The sequence below is a fragment of the Leucobacter aridicollis genome (assembly GCF_013409595.1).
Classification (GTDB): domain Bacteria; phylum Actinomycetota; class Actinomycetes; order Actinomycetales; family Microbacteriaceae; genus Leucobacter; species Leucobacter aridicollis.
On the sequence record NZ_JACCBD010000001.1, the window covers coordinates 527,252 to 545,458 of the forward strand.

Annotated in this window: 17 protein-coding genes; 10 read left to right on the forward strand and 7 right to left on the reverse strand. The window is 61.0% G+C overall.

The window, feature by feature from the left end:
- Nucleotides 1–5 precede the first annotated feature (5 nt).
- Together BJ960_RS02300 and BJ960_RS02305 are read left to right on the forward strand one after the other, a co-directional pair.
- Complete coding sequence (locus BJ960_RS02300; RefSeq protein ID WP_185986085.1) at nt 6–665, forward strand: NUDIX domain-containing protein; 660 nt, start codon at nt 6–8, stop codon at nt 663–665.
- Between the two features lie 4 nt (nt 666–669).
- Complete coding sequence (locus tag BJ960_RS02305; protein WP_185986086.1) at nt 670–1,683, forward strand: site-specific tyrosine recombinase XerD; 1,014 nt, start codon at nt 670–672, stop codon at nt 1,681–1,683.
- Between the two features lie 99 nt (nt 1,684–1,782).
- On the opposite strand, the gene BJ960_RS02310 is transcribed toward BJ960_RS02305, so the two are convergent.
- The 6 genes from BJ960_RS02310 to BJ960_RS02335 form a co-directional block, all read right to left on the reverse strand.
- A complete protein-coding gene (locus BJ960_RS02310) occupies nt 1,783–3,273 on the reverse strand; it encodes a dihydroorotase (RefSeq protein WP_185986087.1) in 1,491 nt (496 codons plus the stop codon).
- 2 nt (nt 3,274–3,275) lie between these two features.
- The gene (locus BJ960_RS02315) at nt 3,276–4,718 is read right to left on the reverse strand and encodes an MmgE/PrpD family protein (RefSeq protein WP_185986088.1); all 1,443 of its coding nucleotides are present in this window, start codon (nt 4,716–4,718) and stop codon (nt 3,276–3,278) included.
- Nucleotides 4,711–5,526 carry a cyclase family protein gene (locus BJ960_RS02320; RefSeq protein ID WP_185986089.1) on the reverse strand — a complete coding sequence of 272 codons (816 nt, stop codon included), beginning with the start codon at nt 5,524–5,526 and terminating at the stop codon, nt 4,711–4,713. The genes BJ960_RS02315 and BJ960_RS02320 overlap by 8 nt, the downstream gene beginning before the upstream one ends.
- Nucleotides 5,523–6,722, reverse strand: coding sequence for a CaiB/BaiF CoA transferase family protein (locus BJ960_RS02325; RefSeq protein WP_185986090.1), 1,200 nt, complete (start codon nt 6,720–6,722; stop codon nt 5,523–5,525). The genes BJ960_RS02320 and BJ960_RS02325 overlap by 4 nt, the downstream gene beginning before the upstream one ends.
- A 207-nt stretch (nt 6,723–6,929) precedes the next feature.
- Complete coding sequence (locus tag BJ960_RS02330; protein ID WP_221936262.1) at nt 6,930–7,799, reverse strand: HpcH/HpaI aldolase/citrate lyase family protein; 870 nt, start codon at nt 7,797–7,799, stop codon at nt 6,930–6,932.
- 29 nt (nt 7,800–7,828) lie between these two features.
- Nucleotides 7,829–8,617 (reverse strand): IclR family transcriptional regulator, encoded by a 789-nt coding sequence (locus BJ960_RS02335; RefSeq protein ID WP_185986091.1) that lies wholly within the window; start codon nt 8,615–8,617, stop codon nt 7,829–7,831.
- Nucleotides 8,618–8,746: 129 nt separating this feature from the next.
- Between BJ960_RS02335 and BJ960_RS02340 the strand changes: the two genes are divergently transcribed.
- From BJ960_RS02340 to BJ960_RS02370, 7 genes are all read left to right on the forward strand, one after another.
- On the forward strand, nt 8,747–10,081 hold the full coding sequence (locus BJ960_RS02340) for an MmgE/PrpD family protein (protein ID WP_185986092.1): 1,335 nt from the start codon (nt 8,747–8,749) through the stop codon (nt 10,079–10,081).
- A 52-nt stretch (nt 10,082–10,133) separates the two neighbouring features.
- Nucleotides 10,134–10,799 (forward strand): aspartate/glutamate racemase family protein, encoded by a 666-nt coding sequence (locus BJ960_RS02345; RefSeq protein WP_185986093.1) that lies wholly within the window; start codon nt 10,134–10,136, stop codon nt 10,797–10,799.
- 151 nt (nt 10,800–10,950) lie between these two features.
- Nucleotides 10,951–12,189: an ABC transporter substrate-binding protein gene (locus tag BJ960_RS02350; RefSeq protein ID WP_185986094.1), complete on the forward strand. Its 1,239-nt coding sequence runs from the start codon at nt 10,951–10,953 to the stop codon at nt 12,187–12,189.
- A 125-nt stretch (nt 12,190–12,314) separates the two neighbouring features.
- Nucleotides 12,315–13,247, forward strand: a complete 933-nt coding sequence (locus BJ960_RS02355; protein ID WP_185986095.1) for a branched-chain amino acid ABC transporter permease — start codon at nt 12,315–12,317, stop codon at nt 13,245–13,247.
- On the forward strand, nt 13,244–14,305 hold the full coding sequence (locus tag BJ960_RS02360) for a branched-chain amino acid ABC transporter permease (protein WP_185986096.1): 1,062 nt from the start codon (nt 13,244–13,246) through the stop codon (nt 14,303–14,305). The genes BJ960_RS02355 and BJ960_RS02360 overlap by 4 nt, the downstream gene beginning before the upstream one ends.
- Entirely contained in the window at nt 14,302–15,036 is a 735-nt protein-coding gene (locus tag BJ960_RS02365; RefSeq protein WP_185986097.1) for an ABC transporter ATP-binding protein, read from the forward strand. Before BJ960_RS02360 ends, BJ960_RS02365 begins: the two co-directional genes overlap by 4 nt.
- Nucleotides 15,026–15,727 (forward strand): ABC transporter ATP-binding protein, encoded by a 702-nt coding sequence (locus BJ960_RS02370; RefSeq protein ID WP_202229167.1) that lies wholly within the window; start codon nt 15,026–15,028, stop codon nt 15,725–15,727. Before BJ960_RS02365 ends, BJ960_RS02370 begins: the two co-directional genes overlap by 11 nt.
- 28 nt (nt 15,728–15,755) lie before the next feature.
- On the opposite strand, the gene BJ960_RS02375 is transcribed toward BJ960_RS02370, so the two are convergent.
- Nucleotides 15,756–16,157 (reverse strand): hypothetical protein, encoded by a 402-nt coding sequence (locus BJ960_RS02375; RefSeq protein ID WP_185986098.1) that lies wholly within the window; start codon nt 16,155–16,157, stop codon nt 15,756–15,758.
- 146 nt (nt 16,158–16,303) lie between these two features.
- Here BJ960_RS02375 and BJ960_RS02380 point away from each other — a divergent pair, with 146 nt between their 5' ends.
- The gene (locus BJ960_RS02380; RefSeq protein WP_185986099.1) at nt 16,304–17,680 is read left to right on the forward strand and encodes an FAD-dependent oxidoreductase; all 1,377 of its coding nucleotides are present in this window, start codon (nt 16,304–16,306) and stop codon (nt 17,678–17,680) included.
- Nucleotides 17,681–18,207: the final 527 nt, after the last annotated feature.

Consider the following 18,207-nt stretch of genomic DNA (forward strand, 5'->3'; position numbering starts at 1 on the left):
CACACGTGCTGAACGCGGCCGGCCACGAGCCCCCGATCGCCGACGAGCCCGCACCCGACGTGCGCGTGCTCGAGAGCACGGAGCTCGTGGCCGGTCACGTCTGGGACATCAGGCGCGACCGCCTCGACTTCGGCGGCACCGTGCTTGAGCGCGACTACATGGACCATCCGGGCGCCGTCGCCGTGCTTGCGCTCGACGACGAAGATCGCGCGCTCATGTTCCGGCAGTACCGCCACCCGATCGCGCACCGCGACTGGGAGATTCCCGCGGGCCTCATGGACGTCGCCGGCGAGAGCGGCCTCGTCGGAGCCAAGCGGGAGCTCGCCGAGGAGGCGGACCTGCAGGCGACCGAGTGGTCGCTGCTGCTCGAGATGTTCCTCAGCCCCGGCGGCTCCAGCGAGGCGATTCGCGTCTTCCTCGCCCGCGGCCTGAGCGAGGCCGTGCACGAGTTCGTGCGCGAGGGCGAAGAGGCCGAGCTTGAGCCGGTGTGGGTGCCGCTCGAGGACGCGGTCACCGCGGCGCTCGACGGGCGCATCGGAAACGCGCTCACCGTCGGGGCCGTGCTCGCGGCGGCCGCGTCGAAGGCGGCGGGGTGGACGACGCTCCGCGATCCTGATCTGCCGTGGACCGCGCGCGACCGCGTGCGCGGCGAACGCTCGAGGTAGGCGCATGGAGCCGGGGCAAGCGATCGCGAAATACCTCAGGCACCTGAGCATCGAGCGCGGCCTGAGCGACAACAGCATGGCCGCGTACCGGCGCGACTTCGCGAAGTACGCCGACTGGCTCGGTGCGCGCGGCGTCGACGACCTCGCCGCCGTCACGCCCGACACGATCTCGGCGTACGTCGCCGCGCTCGCCGAGGAGACGCGCGCCCCGCGGGCCACGGAGCCCGGCGGCGAGACGGCCGATCAGGATCCGGTGCCCGCGTACTCCGCCGCCTCCATCACGCGAATGGTGTCGACCGTGCGCGGGCTGCACCGGTTCCTGTACGACGAGGGCGCGCTCCCCGAGAACGCCGGCCGCGGCGTGCGCACCCCGAAGAAGGGCAAGCGGCTCCCGAAAGCGCTCCCCATCGAGGACGTCGAGGCGCTGCTCGCGGCCGTGACCGGCGACGACCCGGTGTCGCTCCGCGACCGCGCGCTCCTCGAACTGCTCTACGCGACCGGCGCGCGGGTGAGCGAGGTCGCCGCGATCGACCTCGACGACCTGTACGCAGGGACGGGCCGCGAGGGCTCAGACGTGTGGGGCGACCCGGAGGGGACCCTCAGCGACGGCGGCCTGCTGCGCGTTACCGGCAAGGGATCGAAGACCAGGATCGTGCCATATGGCAGCTACGCCGGCCGCGCGCTCGCCGCCTACCTCGTGCGCGCCCGGCCGCAGTTCGCGGCCCGCGGCACCGGCACACCCGCGCTGTTCCTCGGGCCCCGCGGCGCGAGGCTCTCCCGCCAGAGCGCATGGCTCGTCATCCGGGCCGCGGCAGAGGCGGCGGAGCTCACGCAGGAGGTGTCGCCGCACACGCTGCGGCACTCGTTCGCGACGCACCTGCTCGCCGGGGGCGCCGACGTGCGCGCCGTGCAGGAGCTCCTCGGGCACTCCTCGGTGACGACGACCCAGATCTACACGCAGGTCACCGCGGACACGCTGCGCGAGCACTACGTGAACGCGCACCCGCGGGCGAAGTAGGGGCGCGCTGGGCGTTGATCGGCCCCCGGGCTCAGGAAGCTTTCTGATTCCGGGGGCCGACTAGTGGCGAGAGACGAATGTGTCCCGCTATTTCCAGTGTTACTGTGCGGCTAGTATCTCTCCGGCTCGGGGGCCTCGCGGCACGTAACGTCCGGTGGGACCCCCCACAACGGCACCGTTCTTGAGGACGTGTGAGCCACGCACGAACGTGTCGGTTACGAGTGCTTCGAGCGTAAACCCATCAAACGGCGTGTACTCCTGGCGCGACTCGGAGTCCTCCGGGCGAATGACAGTGGTCTGCGTCGGATCGACGAGGGCAATATCCGCGTCATACCCAACAGCCAGATCTCCCTTGTCGGTCAGCCCGAAACGGCGTGCAACGTTCCACGAGGTGAGCTGTGCGATTCGCTGCTCTGACACCCCCCGCTTCAGACCCTCACCAACGAACCCGGGTAGGAGATACTCTGCCCCACCAAATCCCGATCGTGCAGCGAAAATGTCGTCGTGGGCGTCACCTTTGCCAAATTTCTCATCTTCAGTGCAGCACGCGTGGTCGCTGACGATCCAGTCGATGTTTCCTTCACCAACGTGGTGCCAAAGCGCTTCGATATCTGCCTCCGAGCGCAGAGGCGGGTTGACCTTGCCACCGAAGTTTGCCGCCGTGTTGTAGCTCGCCAGGAGATGCCCGATCGTTACCTCACGACGGAAGTTGACGTGCGGGAATGCGTCCTTCATGAGCATGGCCGCCTCCAGCGCCTTGGCCGAAGTCAAGTGCAGGAGGTTAATAGTGGGCAGTCGTGTTTCGTGCGCCAAGTACGAGGCAATGGTGATCGCCAGCCCCTCCGAGTGCGGCGGGCGTGCCGCGCTGTAAGCCTCGAGACCTTTGAGCTTGCCTTCTTCCTGCACTATCTCGGTGTACGCGCGCATAATCTCCGCGGTCTCACAGTGGAGGCCGAGGGAAATCTCGTCCGCGAATTCTGGCAGCTCTTCGCGCAACCGCTGCACGCCGCGCATGACGAATTCGAAGTGGGCGATGTCGTAATTCTCACCCTCAGGCAGCATGAGAAACTCTCGCTGGCTCGACGATGCTCCGTGCAAACCGAAGCCGCCGTAGAACATGTAGATTTTGAATGAGGTTACGCCAAATTCGTTGGTCAGCATGGGCAACTCGTCGATGTGCTGCTTCGACATCGGTGCGACGTGAAAGGCGTAATCAATGTGCGAGCGGCCGGCGCAGGCGTTGAGAACCTTGGGCATGAACTGAGCGTATGAGCCGCCCTCGTTCATGTAGTACTGGCCAGTTCGGGTGTAGTTGATGCCTGTGGTTACGCCGCCCTGGGCCGATGCACGCGACTCACTGACGATGTCTTGATCAATGGGATTGTAGATGCCCCAGTGTTGGTGCGCATCAATCACACCGGGGAAGGCAAGCTTGCCCTCGCCATCGACAACGTGCTTTGCGAGCTCAGCGTTAATGGAAGACTCAATTGCCGCGATCTTGCCGTCTTTGACCGCGATATCGCCGACGATCGGGTCTGCGGTAGCGCTCACTACTTTGACATTCCTGATGAGAAGGTCGAATTCAGACATGTTCACTCCTTGGAAGTTGTTCGGTTGCTAGGGGAATGTGAGGCGAGCGGTACTGCAATCGCTTCGCCGACGGACGTCAATCGCTCGAATTCTGCGACTGAAGCACGCACGTGTTGCACGGAATGCTCACTGAGCACTCTGGAGGCGTTGTCCTGAAACTTCGCCCCGAGCTCGTCAAAGCTGAGTGGATGCTCCGGCCCTCCGCGATTGACGAGCACCTTCTTCTCGAGGCGCTGCCCGTCGACGGTTAACACACGTAGTACCCCGGGGAATTGATGAGGGAAGATGGCATCGCACTCGGCGTCGGCGACCACCGTAACCTTGTCCATGATCTTGCGTAGTTCCGGATCCGTCGCGCGTGCATCGGTGAAGTCGTCCAGGCCGAGGCCCAAACCACCGCCCCCGGTAAGGGCGGCAGCGATCACGAAGGGGGCGCTGAACTGTGCCATGTATCCAGTTTCGGGGCGCCGCTTGACTGCGATAGGTTCCCCAATGGTGCGCGCGGGGGCCGCAGCCGCGCCGAGCTCGATGCTCTTGATGGCCTCGGGTCGGAGCCCCTCCGCGCGGAAAGCCAGGGCTGCGTCAATTGCTGCGTGAGTGAAATGGTTCGCCGGATACGGCTTGAAGAAGATACTCGGGACTGACCACACTTTTCCGAGATCCCGAGTGATCTCTTCCGGATCGAACTTTCCGTGCAACCAAGCTTCGTAGAAGCCGAATCTGCCCTCCAAGACAGTCGGTGGGCCAGTGAACCCGAGCGATACGAGTTGCGATGCCGACACTGCTGCGTGGGCTGCCCAGCCGCAGTGCATTCGTTTCACCGTCCCGCCGGTGCGGTTGGACTCGATCAGCCCTGAAGCCATGGATGCAGTGACTCCAAGCACGTCGGCGAGGCCAGTCTCGTCCAACCCGCTCAGCAGGCCGGCGGCGACCGCTGCGCCCATGGCGCCGGTGATTGAGGTGGCGTGTTGGCCGTGCTCAAAGAATGTAGAGTTGCCAGCTTCCTGGTCATAACCGGCCATTCCCAGCCGGACGCACACCTCAATTCCAACGGCGATCGCTGCAATCGTGGCCTCGCCGGATGCCCCAGTTGCCTCGGCGACTGCGAGCGTAGCGGGGACGATAGTTGCACTTGGATGCAGCACCGAAGGGAGATGGGTGTCGTCGTAGTCGAGGGAGTGGGCCAGCACGCCGTTGACGAATGCGGCGTTCTGGGCGGGGACCGCGTGGGAGAGCCCAATGGCGGTCGCCTGTGGGGTACCGCCTTGTCGCTCTACCCATTGCATGGCTGCCTGGCTCGTTGACAGTTCTGTTGCGGCGAAACAGATGCCAAGAATATCGAGGATCCTACCTCTCACGCTTTCTACCACCGCCGAGGGAAGCGTATCGAAGTGAGTCTCGTATGCGAAGCGTGCCAGCTGCTGCGAAAGGGTCAGACTACTCACCAGCGACCACCGCCAGCGGGCGCACTGGAGAGCCAGTTGCCCCGAAAATGTTCAAGGGTACGAGCACGAGGGTGAATTCCCACACCTGTTCGTGAGAGATCTCCTCGAGATTCATCGCTTCAATGATGTAGATCCCGTGTTCGACAAGGAAGATGCGGTGAACGGGTAGCAAGCCATGGCCGGCACCGGGCTGGAGGCACTCGAACGCGATCGAATCGGCTCCTGCAGCGTGGATTTTCCGATCGGCAAGCCACTGGCCGACCTCCGGGCCGATACCCGGCACGCCGGATGGACCACCGACAAATGTAGCGCCCTCGTCAAATTTTGCACCCCAGCCGGAACGAATGAGCACGACGTCGCCTTCACGAACTTCGGTCCCCTGCTTCTCGAGTGTCGCCTCGAAGTCAGCGAGTGTGATCTCATAGCCACCGTCGAGCGTGGTTACGCCCAGATAAGCCGCGACATCGACGAGGATTCCCCGACGTAGCATTGGTTCGATCGTATGAACGCCATGCTCAACGTACTTCCCGCCCAGGCACGCGTCGCCCGCGTCGGCGCCGCCATACAACTCACCATCCTGACTGACGTGCGCGAGAGCATCGATATGGGTGCCCACATGGGTGCCAGTCGTGATCATGTCGTTTGCCGCGCTGCCGCCATCGGCACGCACCATGTCGCCATGGCGCCGCGGCAGCACATGCCAGAATTGAGGATGGTTCGGCGACTGCGGCATCCCGACGCGCAGCTGTCGCGCTAAATCGTACGTTCGAACGTCCCCGTTCAGGGCCTGAACTAACCGGTCGGTCACTTGATCGCACCACTTTCTCTAAGGTCTTGGATTTGGTCAGCCGTATAACCGGCTTCGAGGAGAACTGCGTCGGTATCTGCTCCGTGAGCGCGGCCCGTGAAACGAATCGACCCGGGTGACTTTGACATCCGCCACATGACGTTGTGCTGGAGGAGCGGTCCGAGGTCAGGATCGTTGACCTCCGTCAGCATTTCTGTTTGTCGAATATGAGGGTCATCCACGATGTCAGCAGCGTCATATACGGGGGCGATGGCGGCGCCGGCTTCGGTGAAAGCCTCGACGACTTCGTCGAGAGTGCGGGCGGCGATCCAGTCACCGACGTACCCATCCAGGAGCTCAACGTGTTCGACTCTGCCTGCGCCGGTCGCAAACCAGGGTTCGGTGATGACCTCTGGGTGCCCGACGAGTGTGAGAACACGTTCTGCAATTGATTGCGCGCTTGTTGAAATTGCGAGCCACTTACCGTCTCCAGTGAGGTAGGTGTTCCTGGGGGCGTTGTTCACGGATCGATTGCCGTTGCGCTCGCCGATGATGCCGAGCTGCTGGTAAACCGTCGGTGAAGGGCCAACAGCGGTGAGGATAGGTTCGAGAATGCTCATGTCAACAACCTGCCCTTCGCCTGTGGCATCGCGATGACGAAGTGCCATGACAGTGGCCGACGAGGCAGCGATACCGCAAATACTGTCAGCAAGTCCAAAGGCAGGCAGGCTCGGCGCGGCATCGGCGGGACCGGTTAGGTGGGCGAAGCCGCTCATCGACTCAGCCAGGGTGCCGAAGCCCGCGCGCGCGGCGTATGGGCCGGTTTGGCCAAATCCGGTAATCCGGACGATGACGAGGCCTGGATTGAGCGCGTGTAGTTCCGCCGGGGAAAGCCCCCATCGTTCAAGCGTTCCTGGTCTGAAATTCTCAACCAACACATCGGCGTCCCGCACGAGGCGTTTAAGGGCCTCGGCTCCGCTCGGCACGCTCAAACTAAGTGCAACGCCACGTTTGTTACGAGAGACTTCTTTCCACCAGATGGGATGACCGTTCTTTTGGTGGCCATGCCCACGTAGCCCGTCAGGCTTCGTAGGATGCTCGATCTTGATGACCTCTGCGCCAAAGTCGCCGAGAATCTGGCAGCACAGGGGACCTGCGATGATCGTCGACGCGTCTATGACCTTGATTCCCGAAAGCGGGGCCTGATCTGTGCCCAATGGTGCCTCCTTTGGCAGCGGGTGAGCGTCACGGGCGGGAGCCGCAACGGACGCCAATGAGTCTACAGAAAAGTTTCGTTCAAAGAAACATGCGGTTCAGAATTTACGATCTAAGCGTGGCGGTTAATTCAAAATCTATCTCAGAATATCGTTTTGATCTGGTTTTATTGTTTGAACAACGAGAGTTTTGTTCCTGGAAGACTGTTCCTACTTGCGGAACGTCAGCGAGTCGTTAATCGCAACTATGCGTTTGGCTCCCTCAACCATTGCGGCATCGAGGAATGATCCATCAGGCAGCACCACCGTGCCGGAACTGTCTGCAGCTGCCTCGCCAACGCGGGTCAGAGTCTCCCGCGCCCGAACGACTTCCTCGGTTGAAGGCGCAAACGACTCTCGGATTGGGGCAAGCTGCGAAGGGTGTATCGCTGCGCGGCCCAGGAAGCCCAGCATTCGACCCTTGGTGCAGCTTGCGCGAAGGCCCTCGCTGTCTCTCACGTTGGTAAAGACGCTCATGAGTGGGGGGACGATCCCTGCGGCAGCCGCGGCGTTGACGATTCGTGATCGGGCCCAGGCGAGGCCAAAGTTCGCCTCGAGACCCGGGGGAAGTCCGAGTGCAGAGCAAAGGTCCGCTTCCCCTAGGCCGATTGAGGACACTCCGGCCTGCGCAATCGCAAAAGCGTTCTCGACGCCGAGCGGTGACTCGATAAGGGCGTGCCAGTGTCTCCCCGGGAGGAGCTCCTGAGCCCGCTCTACGTCCTCGGCGGCGTGAACCTTCGGCATACGGATTTCTACGTGTGGTGGAAGGTGCGCAACTGCGGCGAGATCGGCATCGTGCCAGATTGAACCTCGCGGGTTCACCCTTACCTGCACTTTTTGTTCCCCCATGGCAAGGTCGGACAGAGCACTGTGCATCCCCAGTCGTGCCCGGTGCTTATTGTCGGCGCTTACGGCGTCTTCCAAGTCAACGATGACGATATCGGCACCGGACCCGAGTGCTTTCCGCACACGATCTGTGCGGTCTCCAGGAACGTAGAGCGCAGTGAGTGCGACACTGGCAGGTGAGCGATGCATTTCCATAGTTTGTTCGACTCCTGTGCAAGTGATGGTTACGGGTTGAGTGGGGCCTTGAGCCCTGCAGTGAGTTGATCGGCTGCGGCCATGGCCTGGTTCGCTAGCGACACCTCCCTTTCGGGAGTAAGGCGTGACGTGAGCGCGGCCACGCTGATCGCGCCAATCACTTCGTTGAATCGGTTGCGCACGGGAGCAGCGAAACTCGTTGAGTCCCGAACCCGCTCGCCGGTGGTGCGCGCGAAACCCTCTTGGCGTACACGTTCGAGTCGGGCTCTGAGCATCTCCGGTGCAGTAATGGTGCTTTCGCTGAGTGCGGGAACTGGAGCGCGCAGCGAAGCCTCGATCTCGTCGTCAGGGAGGAACGCGAGGATTGCGGCGCCTGAGGCTCCAACCGTCAGGGGATGCGTTGCTCCGACCTCTACGGAAATGCGCACAAGCTGTCGGCTCTCGACTTGCCCAATGTAGACCCGGCGGTGGCCGATGCGGGACGACAGCGTCGTGGTTTCGCCTGCTATTTCTGCTAGGTCTGTGATGATCTCCATTCCTAGCCGGCGAAACCGAGTCGTCTGGTTCGCAGAGTCAACGAGCGAAAAGGCAGCGAAGCCAACCTGATACTTGCGGGTTTCGGGATTCTGCCAGAGGAATCCCGTCGAGCATAGTGTCTGCACGATTCTGTGAACCACGGCTTTGCTGAGGCCCGTTGTTTGAGCAATGTGTGTAATCCCAATCGGCTCCTTGGAGCCTGCGAAAGCTAGGAGTACCTCTGCTACTCGGGCGGTCGTGGAGTCAGCTGGGGTTTGGGGGCGGATCGGCGTCTCGCTCATCGGATCACTTTCTGTCTCTGTGTGCATGGGAGCTCACCGAAAAGAGTGTCGGTGTGCGTAAAGCGTATGTATATACTCGCAGGAGTCGGGCTCGATGCCGAGTCTGAATGTTCCATTTAGAGGAATTCTATGCGTGAAGATGTATTGAGGGAACTCTCCGCTTTCGCGGCGGGAGTGGATATCGCAGATGTGCCCGTGTCGGTGCGGGAAGCGCTTGGAAAGACCCTGTTCGACTCCATCGGAGTCGCCGTGGCTGGGGCTGGTACGCCGGAGCTGGTTTGCCTGCGGGGAGCCTGGCCCCGCACGCCGGGACCCTGCACGCTCTGGGGCGGAGAAGGAGACGTTAACCTCGAAGCGGCCGTGATGCTCAACGGGGTCGCGCTGTGCTCGCTTGAGCTCGACGAGGGAAACAAATTCGCTCGAGGCCATCCCGGGGCTCACGTTATTCCGGCGGCTATCGCGGAGGCCGAGCGCCTGAATGTTTCCGGGGCCGAAATGCTCTCGGCGGTGCTGGCTGGCTATGAAATCGCAGCGAGGGTAGCGCGCGCATTCTCCCCAGTGGAGGGGCTGCATCCGCACGGCAACTGGGGAGCGATCGGTGCGGCAGTGGCAGTAGGGCGATTGAATGGCTTTTCAGAAGCTGAGCTTGCGGAAAGTATGGATGCCGCCGCTGGCCTGGTGCTGGCTTCGCCGTTTGCGAGTGCGATAGCTGGATCATTCGTGAGGAACACGTGGGTGGGGACCGCTGGGCTCAACGGGGTTACGGCGGTGCGTCTCGTCCAGGCTGGTCTCGGCAGTGTTGACGAGACCGGGCAAGTAACGCTCGGCCAGATTCTCGGGAGAATAGACACGGCAGAGCTCACCGCAGAGTTAGGCACGCGCTGGGAAGTTTCGGGCGGTTACTACAAGCGCCACGCCTCGTGCAACTACACCCACCCACCGGCCGACGCCGCACTGCTGCTGCGGAAGACGTTCAGCCCGCAACTCGACGATATCGAAGCGATTGAGGTGGCGACTCACCGATTAGCGGCGCCGCTGGCATCGGTCGAGCCGACAAATCGGCTAGCGGCCATGTTCTCAATCCCGCACGTCGTGGCTGTAGCGCTACACCGCGGCATGTGCCTGCCAGAGAGCTTTGCTCCGGGGGCGCTCAATGCGCCCGAGATTGCCCAGCTGCGTGGCCTCGTCAATGTGGTCACTGACCCCGTGATCGACTCTCGGCTGCCGGCGGAACGGGGGGCAAGAGTCACTGTGTCTATGCGAAACGGAACTCACCATGAAATCAGTGTTCCGAACGCAATTGGAGACGCAGATCACTTCCCGCTGACAATGACGAATCTCCTGGAGAAGTTGCAGTCTCTTCTCGGGGATGAGCGTGCGGCGGCTCTACAAGCGCACGTCGCTCGCCTCTGGCAAGGGGAGAGCGTGCGAGAGGTGATGGCCGCTGTCCGGAAGGTCGCCTAGTAACCAGGGAGCGTGGCATCGCGCCCGACAACATAGTGGACAGGAATGAGAAATGAGAATACGAGCAATAACGCCAATCCGGGTAGACGAGTCGGAACTCACGCGAAGGCAGAAACGTTACGACAGGCTCGCACCGGAGGGGTGGCAGTTTGATGTTGAGAACCTCCCGCCAGGAGCGCCTGATCAGCTCGGCACGATCGCTGATCTACGCCGGTCCGAGGAAGCCGGTGTACATGTGGCACTGAACTCGCAGCGGAGCGCAACCGCGGCGGTAATGCCTGACTGTGTGCTCGACCCCGGAGTGCTCGCATTGTCCGAGGACGTTCCCCAGGCTGTGCTTGGAATCACCCGGCTGAGTGCTGGATTTCTCGCGGCACTGGGTGTGAAGTTCGGTGTCATTACACGGAATCGAGTCATTGCAGACGAATATGAAGCCACTGTTCGCCGCTACGGGATAGCCCACCTTTTCAGCGGAGCCTATGTGATGGATCTCAGCGTTGAGGACATCTCGAACACGGTGCTCTGGAACGCACGCGTCTCTGCAATTGTGGCCACGGCCTCAGCCGACGGTGTGGAGGTGTTGATTAATGGCTGCTCGGCCGTTGAAGTGACGGCAGCCCCAGGAGGGGTCCCCGTCGTGGACCCGACGGCTCTGGCCCTCAAGGTTGCTGAGCTAGGCGTCCAGGAGGGGTTGCTCGGGAATGTTGCGAGAAAGTGATTTCGCTCTACGGAACACGGGATTTCGGGCAAATATTGGGAAAATCTTTTGTTTTCTTGACATCACCGGGGTGCCTCCCGTGTATGCTGGGTGTCAGAAGTAACCTCAGATTCCGTTAATCGGAACTATGTCGATGGTGATGGAGGATGGCATGAAAGCAAAGAAGCTCACGCTTGTCGCAACGTTTGCAGTGGCCGCACTTGCGCTTACTGCGTGCCAAGGCGCCGCCGCTAGCGGTGGTTCTGGCGGCGATGGGGCCGTCGAAGAAATTGTAATTGGCGCGCTCCACCCGCTGAGCGGCGCCAACGCAGCCGATGGTCAGCAGATGAGTCACGCGGCCAAGATGGCGGTCGATGAGATCAACGAGGCTGGTGGAATCGAGTCGCTCAACGGGGCCAAGCTTGTGCTCGAAGCAGTCGATACCAAGGGCGAGCCAGAGACTGGCCAAAGCGAGGCCACGCGCCTGATCCAGGAGGGGGCTTCGGCACTCGTTGGATCGTTTCAAAGCGGAACGAGCGCCAATATCGCTGCCGTCTCAGAACGCAATGAGGTGCCGTTCGTGATGGACGTTTCGGCACTTGACTCGATTCTCGAGCAGGGCTATACATATTCGTTCCGAGTGCAGCCATCCGGTGGCATGATGGGCGAGCGGTCAGCCGTGTATCTCAAAGACATGGCAGATGAGGCAGGCACCGAGATTCAAAGAATCGGATTCCTCTATGAACAGGGCAACTATGGTGCTTCTGTATACAAAGCATTTGAGGCAAAAGCCTCTGAGCTTGGAATGACGGTATCCACCGCGATCAGCTACGACCCGGCCGCCAGTGACCTTTCGACTCAGGTGCAGCAGGCGCTCGCGGGGGGTGTGGATCTGCTCGCCGTGACGGGATACTACCGCGATGGGCTGCTGATCTCGCAGGCAGTCAACGCGATGGCGCCAGACGTAAAAGCCGTGTTTGGTGTGGCCAATGGAGGCTACGACCAAACCCAGTTTGTCGTGGACGCGCCAAACGGTGGCGAAGGCTACTTGAATGCCAACTATCGAATTGATGTCACGAACGATCGCAGCAAGGCTGTAGCCGCAGCGTTTGAAGAATCGTTTGGTGAGCCGATGCGTACGAGCGCCGCCCTAACGTATGACGCTGTGAACGTGATCGCTGCCGCGTTGGAAGAGGGCGGGAGCGCGGTTCCCTCTGATATCCGTGACGCCATCGCAGAACTGAGCTATGAGCCGATCGTCGTCAACGACGGCCCGGTGGAGTTTGACAGTGCCGGGCAGAACAAGAACGCCACAGTCTCTGTGCTGCAGGTGCAAGGCGGCAAGACGCTGACTGTGTTCCCCAACGAACTCGCTGAGGCCTCGTATGTCTTTCCGGCTCCGGTGAAGTAGGGATCATACGCGCCGTGGGAAAAGCAATAACTACACAAGTATCGACGGCCGAGACGTCCCCCGTCGCCGAGAGCGGTGTCAGCGCTCCGGGCGACGGTCCGGCTCGTCGTTTCAATGGTCCATCAATGCGAACGCTGCTGGTGACCCTCGCAATCATCGTGGTCGCTTCGGTCGTAGCCGGACTCGTGTCTGGCAGCACTACGGTGCTGGTGCAGGCGCTCAGCACGGGTTTGTTGACCGGTGGAATCTACAGTCTCATCGCGATGGGACTGACCTTGGTGTACGGGGTGCTACACGTTATCAACTTCGCTAACGGGGCGATGGTTGCGCTGGCAATGTTTATCACGTACGCCGCCGTCAACGGGCTTGGGATGCACCCATATGTTGCCTTGCTCGTCACGGTGCCAGCCATGTTCGTTATCGGGGTGGCGATTCAGGCGATGCTACTCAATCCGATCATGCGCGCGCCGATTCACACCCAGCTGTTGGTGACAATCGGCGTCGCGCTCGCAATCGAGAACATTCTTCTCCTGACCTTTGGGCCCAATCCGCTCTCAGTCTCGCTGCCGGGCAATCACGGCGTGAATATCTTTGGTGCCACGGTAGAGCTCAGCAGGATTTACGCATTTGTCGGAGCGCTGGTGCTCGTCGCAGTGCTGTGGATTGTCTTGCAGCGCACACGAATCGGCACGGCGATTCGGTCTGTGGCGTCGAGCCCGGAAGGGGCGCGACTGGTTGGAATTAACGTGAAGTTCATTTATGTGCTTACGTTTGGGCTGGGCGCCGCCGCAGCTGGGGCTGCCGGAACCTTTGTCTCGACCTTTACGACGGTCGAGCCCACGGCCGGAGCAATCTTCAACCTCACCGCATTCGTCGTTGTGGTGCTCGGTGGTATGGGTAATGTTCCCGGAGCCCTGGTCGGCGGGCTCATCGTCGGGCTGACAGAGCAGCTCGGCGGGCTCATCCTTCCCGGCCAATCGCCGCTTCTCGCGGTGTTCATTGTCTTCTTGATTGTGCTGTTTGCTAAGCCCAAGGGGATTTTTGGGAGGTCAGCATGACAACGTCAACAATTACTCGCCCGGAACCACCTGCTGCGACCGGTGCGATTATCGCCCGCCGTGTGTCGAATAACAACCAGCGGTGGAACTACATCATTCTCGCTGGAGTCGCATTGATCGGTGCGGTGCTCCCGTTCCTTTTGCCTCCTGCGGAACTAAGCATCGCCATGCGCATCATCATCTTCGCGCTCATGGGTATCGGCTGGAACATGATGAGCGGCTTCGGCGGAATGTTTAGTTTTGGTCATGCGGCCTATTTCGGTATCGGGGCGTACACCACGGCCTTTCTTGTAGTAGATCTGGGGATCTCTCCGTGGGTGGGGATGATCGCCGGCATGGCGTTTGCGAGCTTGGCTGCGGTTGGGATTAGCTATCTCGCGTTGAGGTATAGGCTCACGGGGGCGTACTACGCGTTGTCGACTTTCGCGTTTGCTGAGATGCTCCGACTCTTTGTCATGGGAAGTGGGCCGCTCAACCGCACCGTCGGGTTCACGGTCCCGGTTTTGCAGGGAGACAACTGGGCAATGTTCCAATTCCGGGCCGGCTCGCCGATCTATTTCTGGATCGGCACTGCTTTTCTCGTCCTGGCGCTCGCAGTGACTATTGTGTTTCTGCGCAGCAGGACCGGGCGATTTACGATTGCTGTGCGGGACGATGAGATGGCCGCGGCAGCGATTGGTATTCCGGTATTGCGCCACAAGCTTACGGTCGTGGCGATTTCTGCGGCAATCACCGCAGTCGCGGGCACGCTGTACCTGCAGTTCTACATGTTCGTTGATCCTGAGATCGCTTTTGGACACGCGGCATCTAACAACGCAATCATTACAGCGGTGGTGGGTGGTGTCGGCACACTTTGGGGACCAGTTCTCGGCGCAGTGATAGTGGCGCCCTTGAGTGACCTTGTCACGGCGCTGTTGAGGAACCCTCCTGAGTGGTTGAGCTTCCTTGAGGGGCAGAGCGGGCTCGATATTCTCCTGTACGCCATCATCCTCATTGCGTGTGTCATTCTCCTTCCGAAGGGCATCGTCGGAACCATGCTGGGTCGGAGGCGGAAATGAGCTTGCTAGAGATTCGCGGGGTTACGAAGTCGTTTCGAGGCATCCGCGCGCTTCGTGGCGTCGACATCAGCGTTGAAGAAGGCGAGATTCTTGGCATTATCGGAGCAAATGGCGCCGGTAAGACCACCCTCTTTAACTGCATTACAGGTGCGTTTGCCCCTGACTCGGGGGCGGTGACGCTTGACGGCGCAGACATTACCGGAGCCAAGACGCATGTCCTTGCACGCGCTGGCTTCGTGCGCACGTTTCAGCTCATGCGGCCGTTTGGAACTATGACGACGCTCGAGAACATTACGGTGGCAGTCCAAAGTCGGGGCGTGCGCACGGAACACGCTGCACGTGAAGAGGCCGAGGAACTGCTGATACGGACTGGACTTGAGCGTTGGATGGGAAGTACCTCTGCATCCCTCCCCACGGCAGTGCAGAAGCGGCTTGAACTGACACGTGCGTTAGCGCTGAAGCCCCGTGTGCTGCTGCTTGACGAGGTGCTTGCAGGACTGGTGCCCTCGGAACGTGCGCCCGTACTGGACTTGTTAGAGGAACTGCGTCGGGAGGAAGGGGTCACGTTGCTGTTCATTGAGCACATCATGGCCGCAGTTCGGCAGTTGAGTGACCGGGTTGTGATGATGGATCAGGGAGCCGTGCTCGCGGAGGGCGCGGTAGACGATGTGTTAGCTGACCCGCGTGTGATTGCCGCCTACCTGGGGAAGGAATACGGAGATGCTGCTTGAAGTAGACGAGGTACGCAGCGGCTATCACGGACTCGAGATTCTGCATGGCGTATCGCTGTCGGTAGAACCGGGAGAGGTGGTTGCGATTGTTGGGGCGAACGGAGCGGGAAAATCAACGACCCTGAAGACAATCGCCGGAGAGGTCAAGCAGTTCGCTGGCTCAGTGAAGTTCGATGGGAAGCCGATCTCCTTCGGCGGGAGCCACCAAGTGGCTCGGAGAGGACTCATGCTCGTCCCAGAAGGACGGGCCCTATTCGGCTCTTTGACGGTTGAGGACAACCTCAAAATGGGTGCTTGGGGTGCTCGGGATCGGAGCGGATTCTCGGAGCAAGAAATCCTCGAACTCTTTCCGATTCTCGAGGAGCGCCGAGATCAGCTTGCCGACACCATGTCTGGTGGTCAGCAGCAGATGCTAGCTATCGCGCGAGCCCTCATGGGGGCCCCTCGGCTGCTGATGCTGGACGAGCCGTCAACCGGGCTATCGCCGAAACTGACGTGGGATGTCTTTCACGCAGTGAACGCGATCCGCGAACGGGGCGTGGGCGTGCTCATCGTCGAGCAGAATGCTCGGCAAGTGCTCGACCTGGCGGACCGTGCATATGTGCTGGAATCAGGCCTGGTTGCCCTCTCCGGGGACTCAGCAGAACTCGCTAACGATCCACGGGTGCAGGCGGCTTATCTCGGAGGTTGACTCCACCGCGTCCGGTGTGAGCTCGGCGCTAGGAAACCACGCCGAGCTCAGCCAGATCGTTCCAGACGAACTGCTCCACGATGAATCCGTCTCGGATGGTGAACACATCGACATAGCGGATGTCTGTGAATCCTTCGCCGTGCGGGTCCTCGCCGTACAGGCGTCCCATGCTCGTGACGCTGAGTAGACCCGTGTCCGTGTCGGAACCGACCAAGAACCGGTCTCGATACTTTCGGACCCACCGATATCGGTTGCCGGTTTCTTGCGCGAGCGCCTCGAAGCTGTCGAATACCCTGCCGCCGGGGAACGTCATGCGGAGATCGCCGGGCCCCCAGTACCTCGCGGCGGACTTGAAATCTCTATCCTCACAGAGCTGGAGATACCTATCGATACCCGCGGCAACATTGTGGTGGGTGAGCGGCTTGTGCATCAGGCTCTCCGATTGGGTTGTTGCGCTGAAAGGAACATGTATGCAATGAATGCTAAGATTCGTTGAAATAATCGTGTACTCTGTACCTGTTAACGGAACCCTAACTCATGTGATTTGATCCCATCCCTCAGCGAGGAGGTAAAACGGTGGACAACGAATTTGAAGGACCTGACGTCGTAGTTGCGGGAGCAGGCGGCGGCCTCGTCGCAGCTCTCCGCGCGGCCCAGTGGGGGCTGTCCGTGCTAGTAATCGACTCGAATGAGAGCTTCAGTCGGGGGAACAACACGTCGATGTCGACGGCGATGATCCCCGCTATGGGCACGAGGTTTCAACGGGCGGCAGGCGTTGCAGACTCCCCAGAGAAGTTTCTGGGCGACGTCGCTGCGAAAACCGGCGGAAACTATAGCGTAGCTGTCGCAAGGTCGCTCGCGGAAATGAGTGCGGAGCTCGTTGAATGGCTTGCGGACGACGCAGGTCTGGACATCTCCTTGGTGACTGATTTTACTTACCCGGGGCACAGCGTGTTTCGCTGCCACACGATCCCAGGCCGCTCTGGGGCAGCGATGCTCGGAGGTCTGCTCGCTGCGGTGCGGGCCCATGATCTTATCGACGTCTATGTGCCAGCCCGACTGCTTGATGTGAACACTTCTCACGGTCAAGTGACTAGCGTGACTGTTGAAACACCAGATGGGGAAGAAGAGATTTCAACCCGTGCAGTTATCCTCGCGACTAATGGATTCGCTGCAAACACAAGTCTCGTCGCCACCCACATTCCAGAGATTGCTGGGGCCACGTACTTTGGAAGCGAACACTCTCGGGGCGATGCTCTGCGTATTGGCTCGTCACTAGGTGCGGCGACTGCCTACCTAGACGCGTACCAGGGGCATGCGGGCCTAGCAATGCCAGCCGCATCGCTTGCGACCTGGGCCACTGTCATGCACGGCGGTTTCCTCGTGAACGTCGAGGGCCAACGCTACGGGAACGAGGCAAGTGGTTACTCAGAATACGCGGCTGAATCGCTTCGCCACGCAGCAGGTGAATCGTGGATCATCATTGACCAGCGGATCTACGATGCTTGCCTCGCGTTTCAAGATTTTCTCGACGTTATCGCGGGGAACGGTGTGAAATGGGGAGAGGACCCTCGTGCTCTTTCGGCGTCGACGGGTATCGACGTCCACGGACTTTCCAGCACGGTCGAAGCGGTGTCGGAGATCGCTCGTGGAACCACCACGGACCCCTTTGGTCGAACCAACTGGTCCGCCCCTCTCGAAGGTCGACTCGCAGCCATTCGCGTACAGCCAGCGCTGTTTCATACCCAGGGGGGACTGCAGGTGAACGATCGAGCGCAGGTCCTTACGGGCGGAGGGCAACCGATCCCCGGGCTTTACGCTGCGGGCGGAGCTGCTTCTGGAATCTCAGGTCATGGGGCGAGCGGGTATCTTGCAGGTAATGGCCTGCTTCCAGCCTTGGGGCTGTCGTATATTGCGGCGACCGAGATAGCTCGTTGGCTCAAGCCGGCGTGATCCAGCAAAACCGGATTGGTGACACAGCTCGAGGATCCGCTTAGTTGAGCCGGGCACGGCGCTCTTGCCGCGCCCGACAAATGTATCGAGCGCATCCGTCGAACTGCAGCGTTCCGGCCGTCCGGGGAAGTTGAGCGTCGAAGAGGTCCGCGTTGCGGCACGTTTCGAGGCAGGCTGTACCAGCAGCGGTTCGCGCCCTATGCGGTTCGGCGCGGACGGTCGCGCATCGCGCGGACGCCTGAGGAACGCCTCCCTGGGTCGACGTAAAGCCCCTATGGCACGGACGGATGCAGGAGCGAAAGCCCACCTCGAGACCCGCGCTCGTGTCAGAAGTGGAGCCCTGTGAACGCTTGGACGGCGCCGGGCCCGGCGCCAGGCCCGGAGCGTCTGCGCGGTCGCATCCGTCCTCGTGCGGGTCATGGGGCGCAGCAACGCTCGGCGCGCCGGGCGCTCTCGATTTTGCACCCGGCGATGCCTCGTCGGTGGCCGACCGTAGTTTTTAGACGAGCTTCAGGACGGACGTCGTC

Excerpts from the sequence above, each read along its gene's own strand:
- BJ960_RS02305 (WP_185986086.1), top strand. The coding sequence starts at position 670 with ATGGAGCCGGGGCAAGCGATCGCGAAATACCTCAGGCACCTGAGCATC.
- BJ960_RS02310 (WP_185986087.1), bottom strand. The coding sequence starts at position 3,273 with ATGTCTGAATTCGACCTTCTCATCAGGAATGTCAAAGTAGTGAGCGCT.
- BJ960_RS02330 (WP_221936262.1), bottom strand. The coding sequence starts at position 7,799 with ATGGAAATGCATCGCTCACCTGCCAGTGTCGCACTCACTGCGCTCTAC.
- BJ960_RS02335 (WP_185986091.1), bottom strand. The coding sequence starts at position 8,617 with ATGAGCGAGACGCCGATCCGCCCCCAAACCCCAGCTGACTCCACGACC.
- BJ960_RS02340 (WP_185986092.1), top strand. The coding sequence starts at position 8,747 with ATGCGTGAAGATGTATTGAGGGAACTCTCCGCTTTCGCGGCGGGAGTG.
- BJ960_RS02345 (WP_185986093.1), top strand. The coding sequence starts at position 10,134 with ATGAGAATACGAGCAATAACGCCAATCCGGGTAGACGAGTCGGAACTC.
- BJ960_RS02350 (WP_185986094.1), top strand. The coding sequence starts at position 10,951 with ATGAAAGCAAAGAAGCTCACGCTTGTCGCAACGTTTGCAGTGGCCGCA.
- BJ960_RS02355 (WP_185986095.1), top strand. The coding sequence starts at position 12,315 with ATGCGAACGCTGCTGGTGACCCTCGCAATCATCGTGGTCGCTTCGGTC.
- BJ960_RS02360 (WP_185986096.1), top strand. The coding sequence starts at position 13,244 with ATGACAACGTCAACAATTACTCGCCCGGAACCACCTGCTGCGACCGGT.
- BJ960_RS02365 (WP_185986097.1), top strand. The coding sequence starts at position 14,302 with ATGAGCTTGCTAGAGATTCGCGGGGTTACGAAGTCGTTTCGAGGCATC.
- BJ960_RS02370 (WP_202229167.1), top strand. The coding sequence starts at position 15,026 with ATGCTGCTTGAAGTAGACGAGGTACGCAGCGGCTATCACGGACTCGAG.
- BJ960_RS02375 (WP_185986098.1), bottom strand. The coding sequence starts at position 16,157 with ATGCACAAGCCGCTCACCCACCACAATGTTGCCGCGGGTATCGATAGG.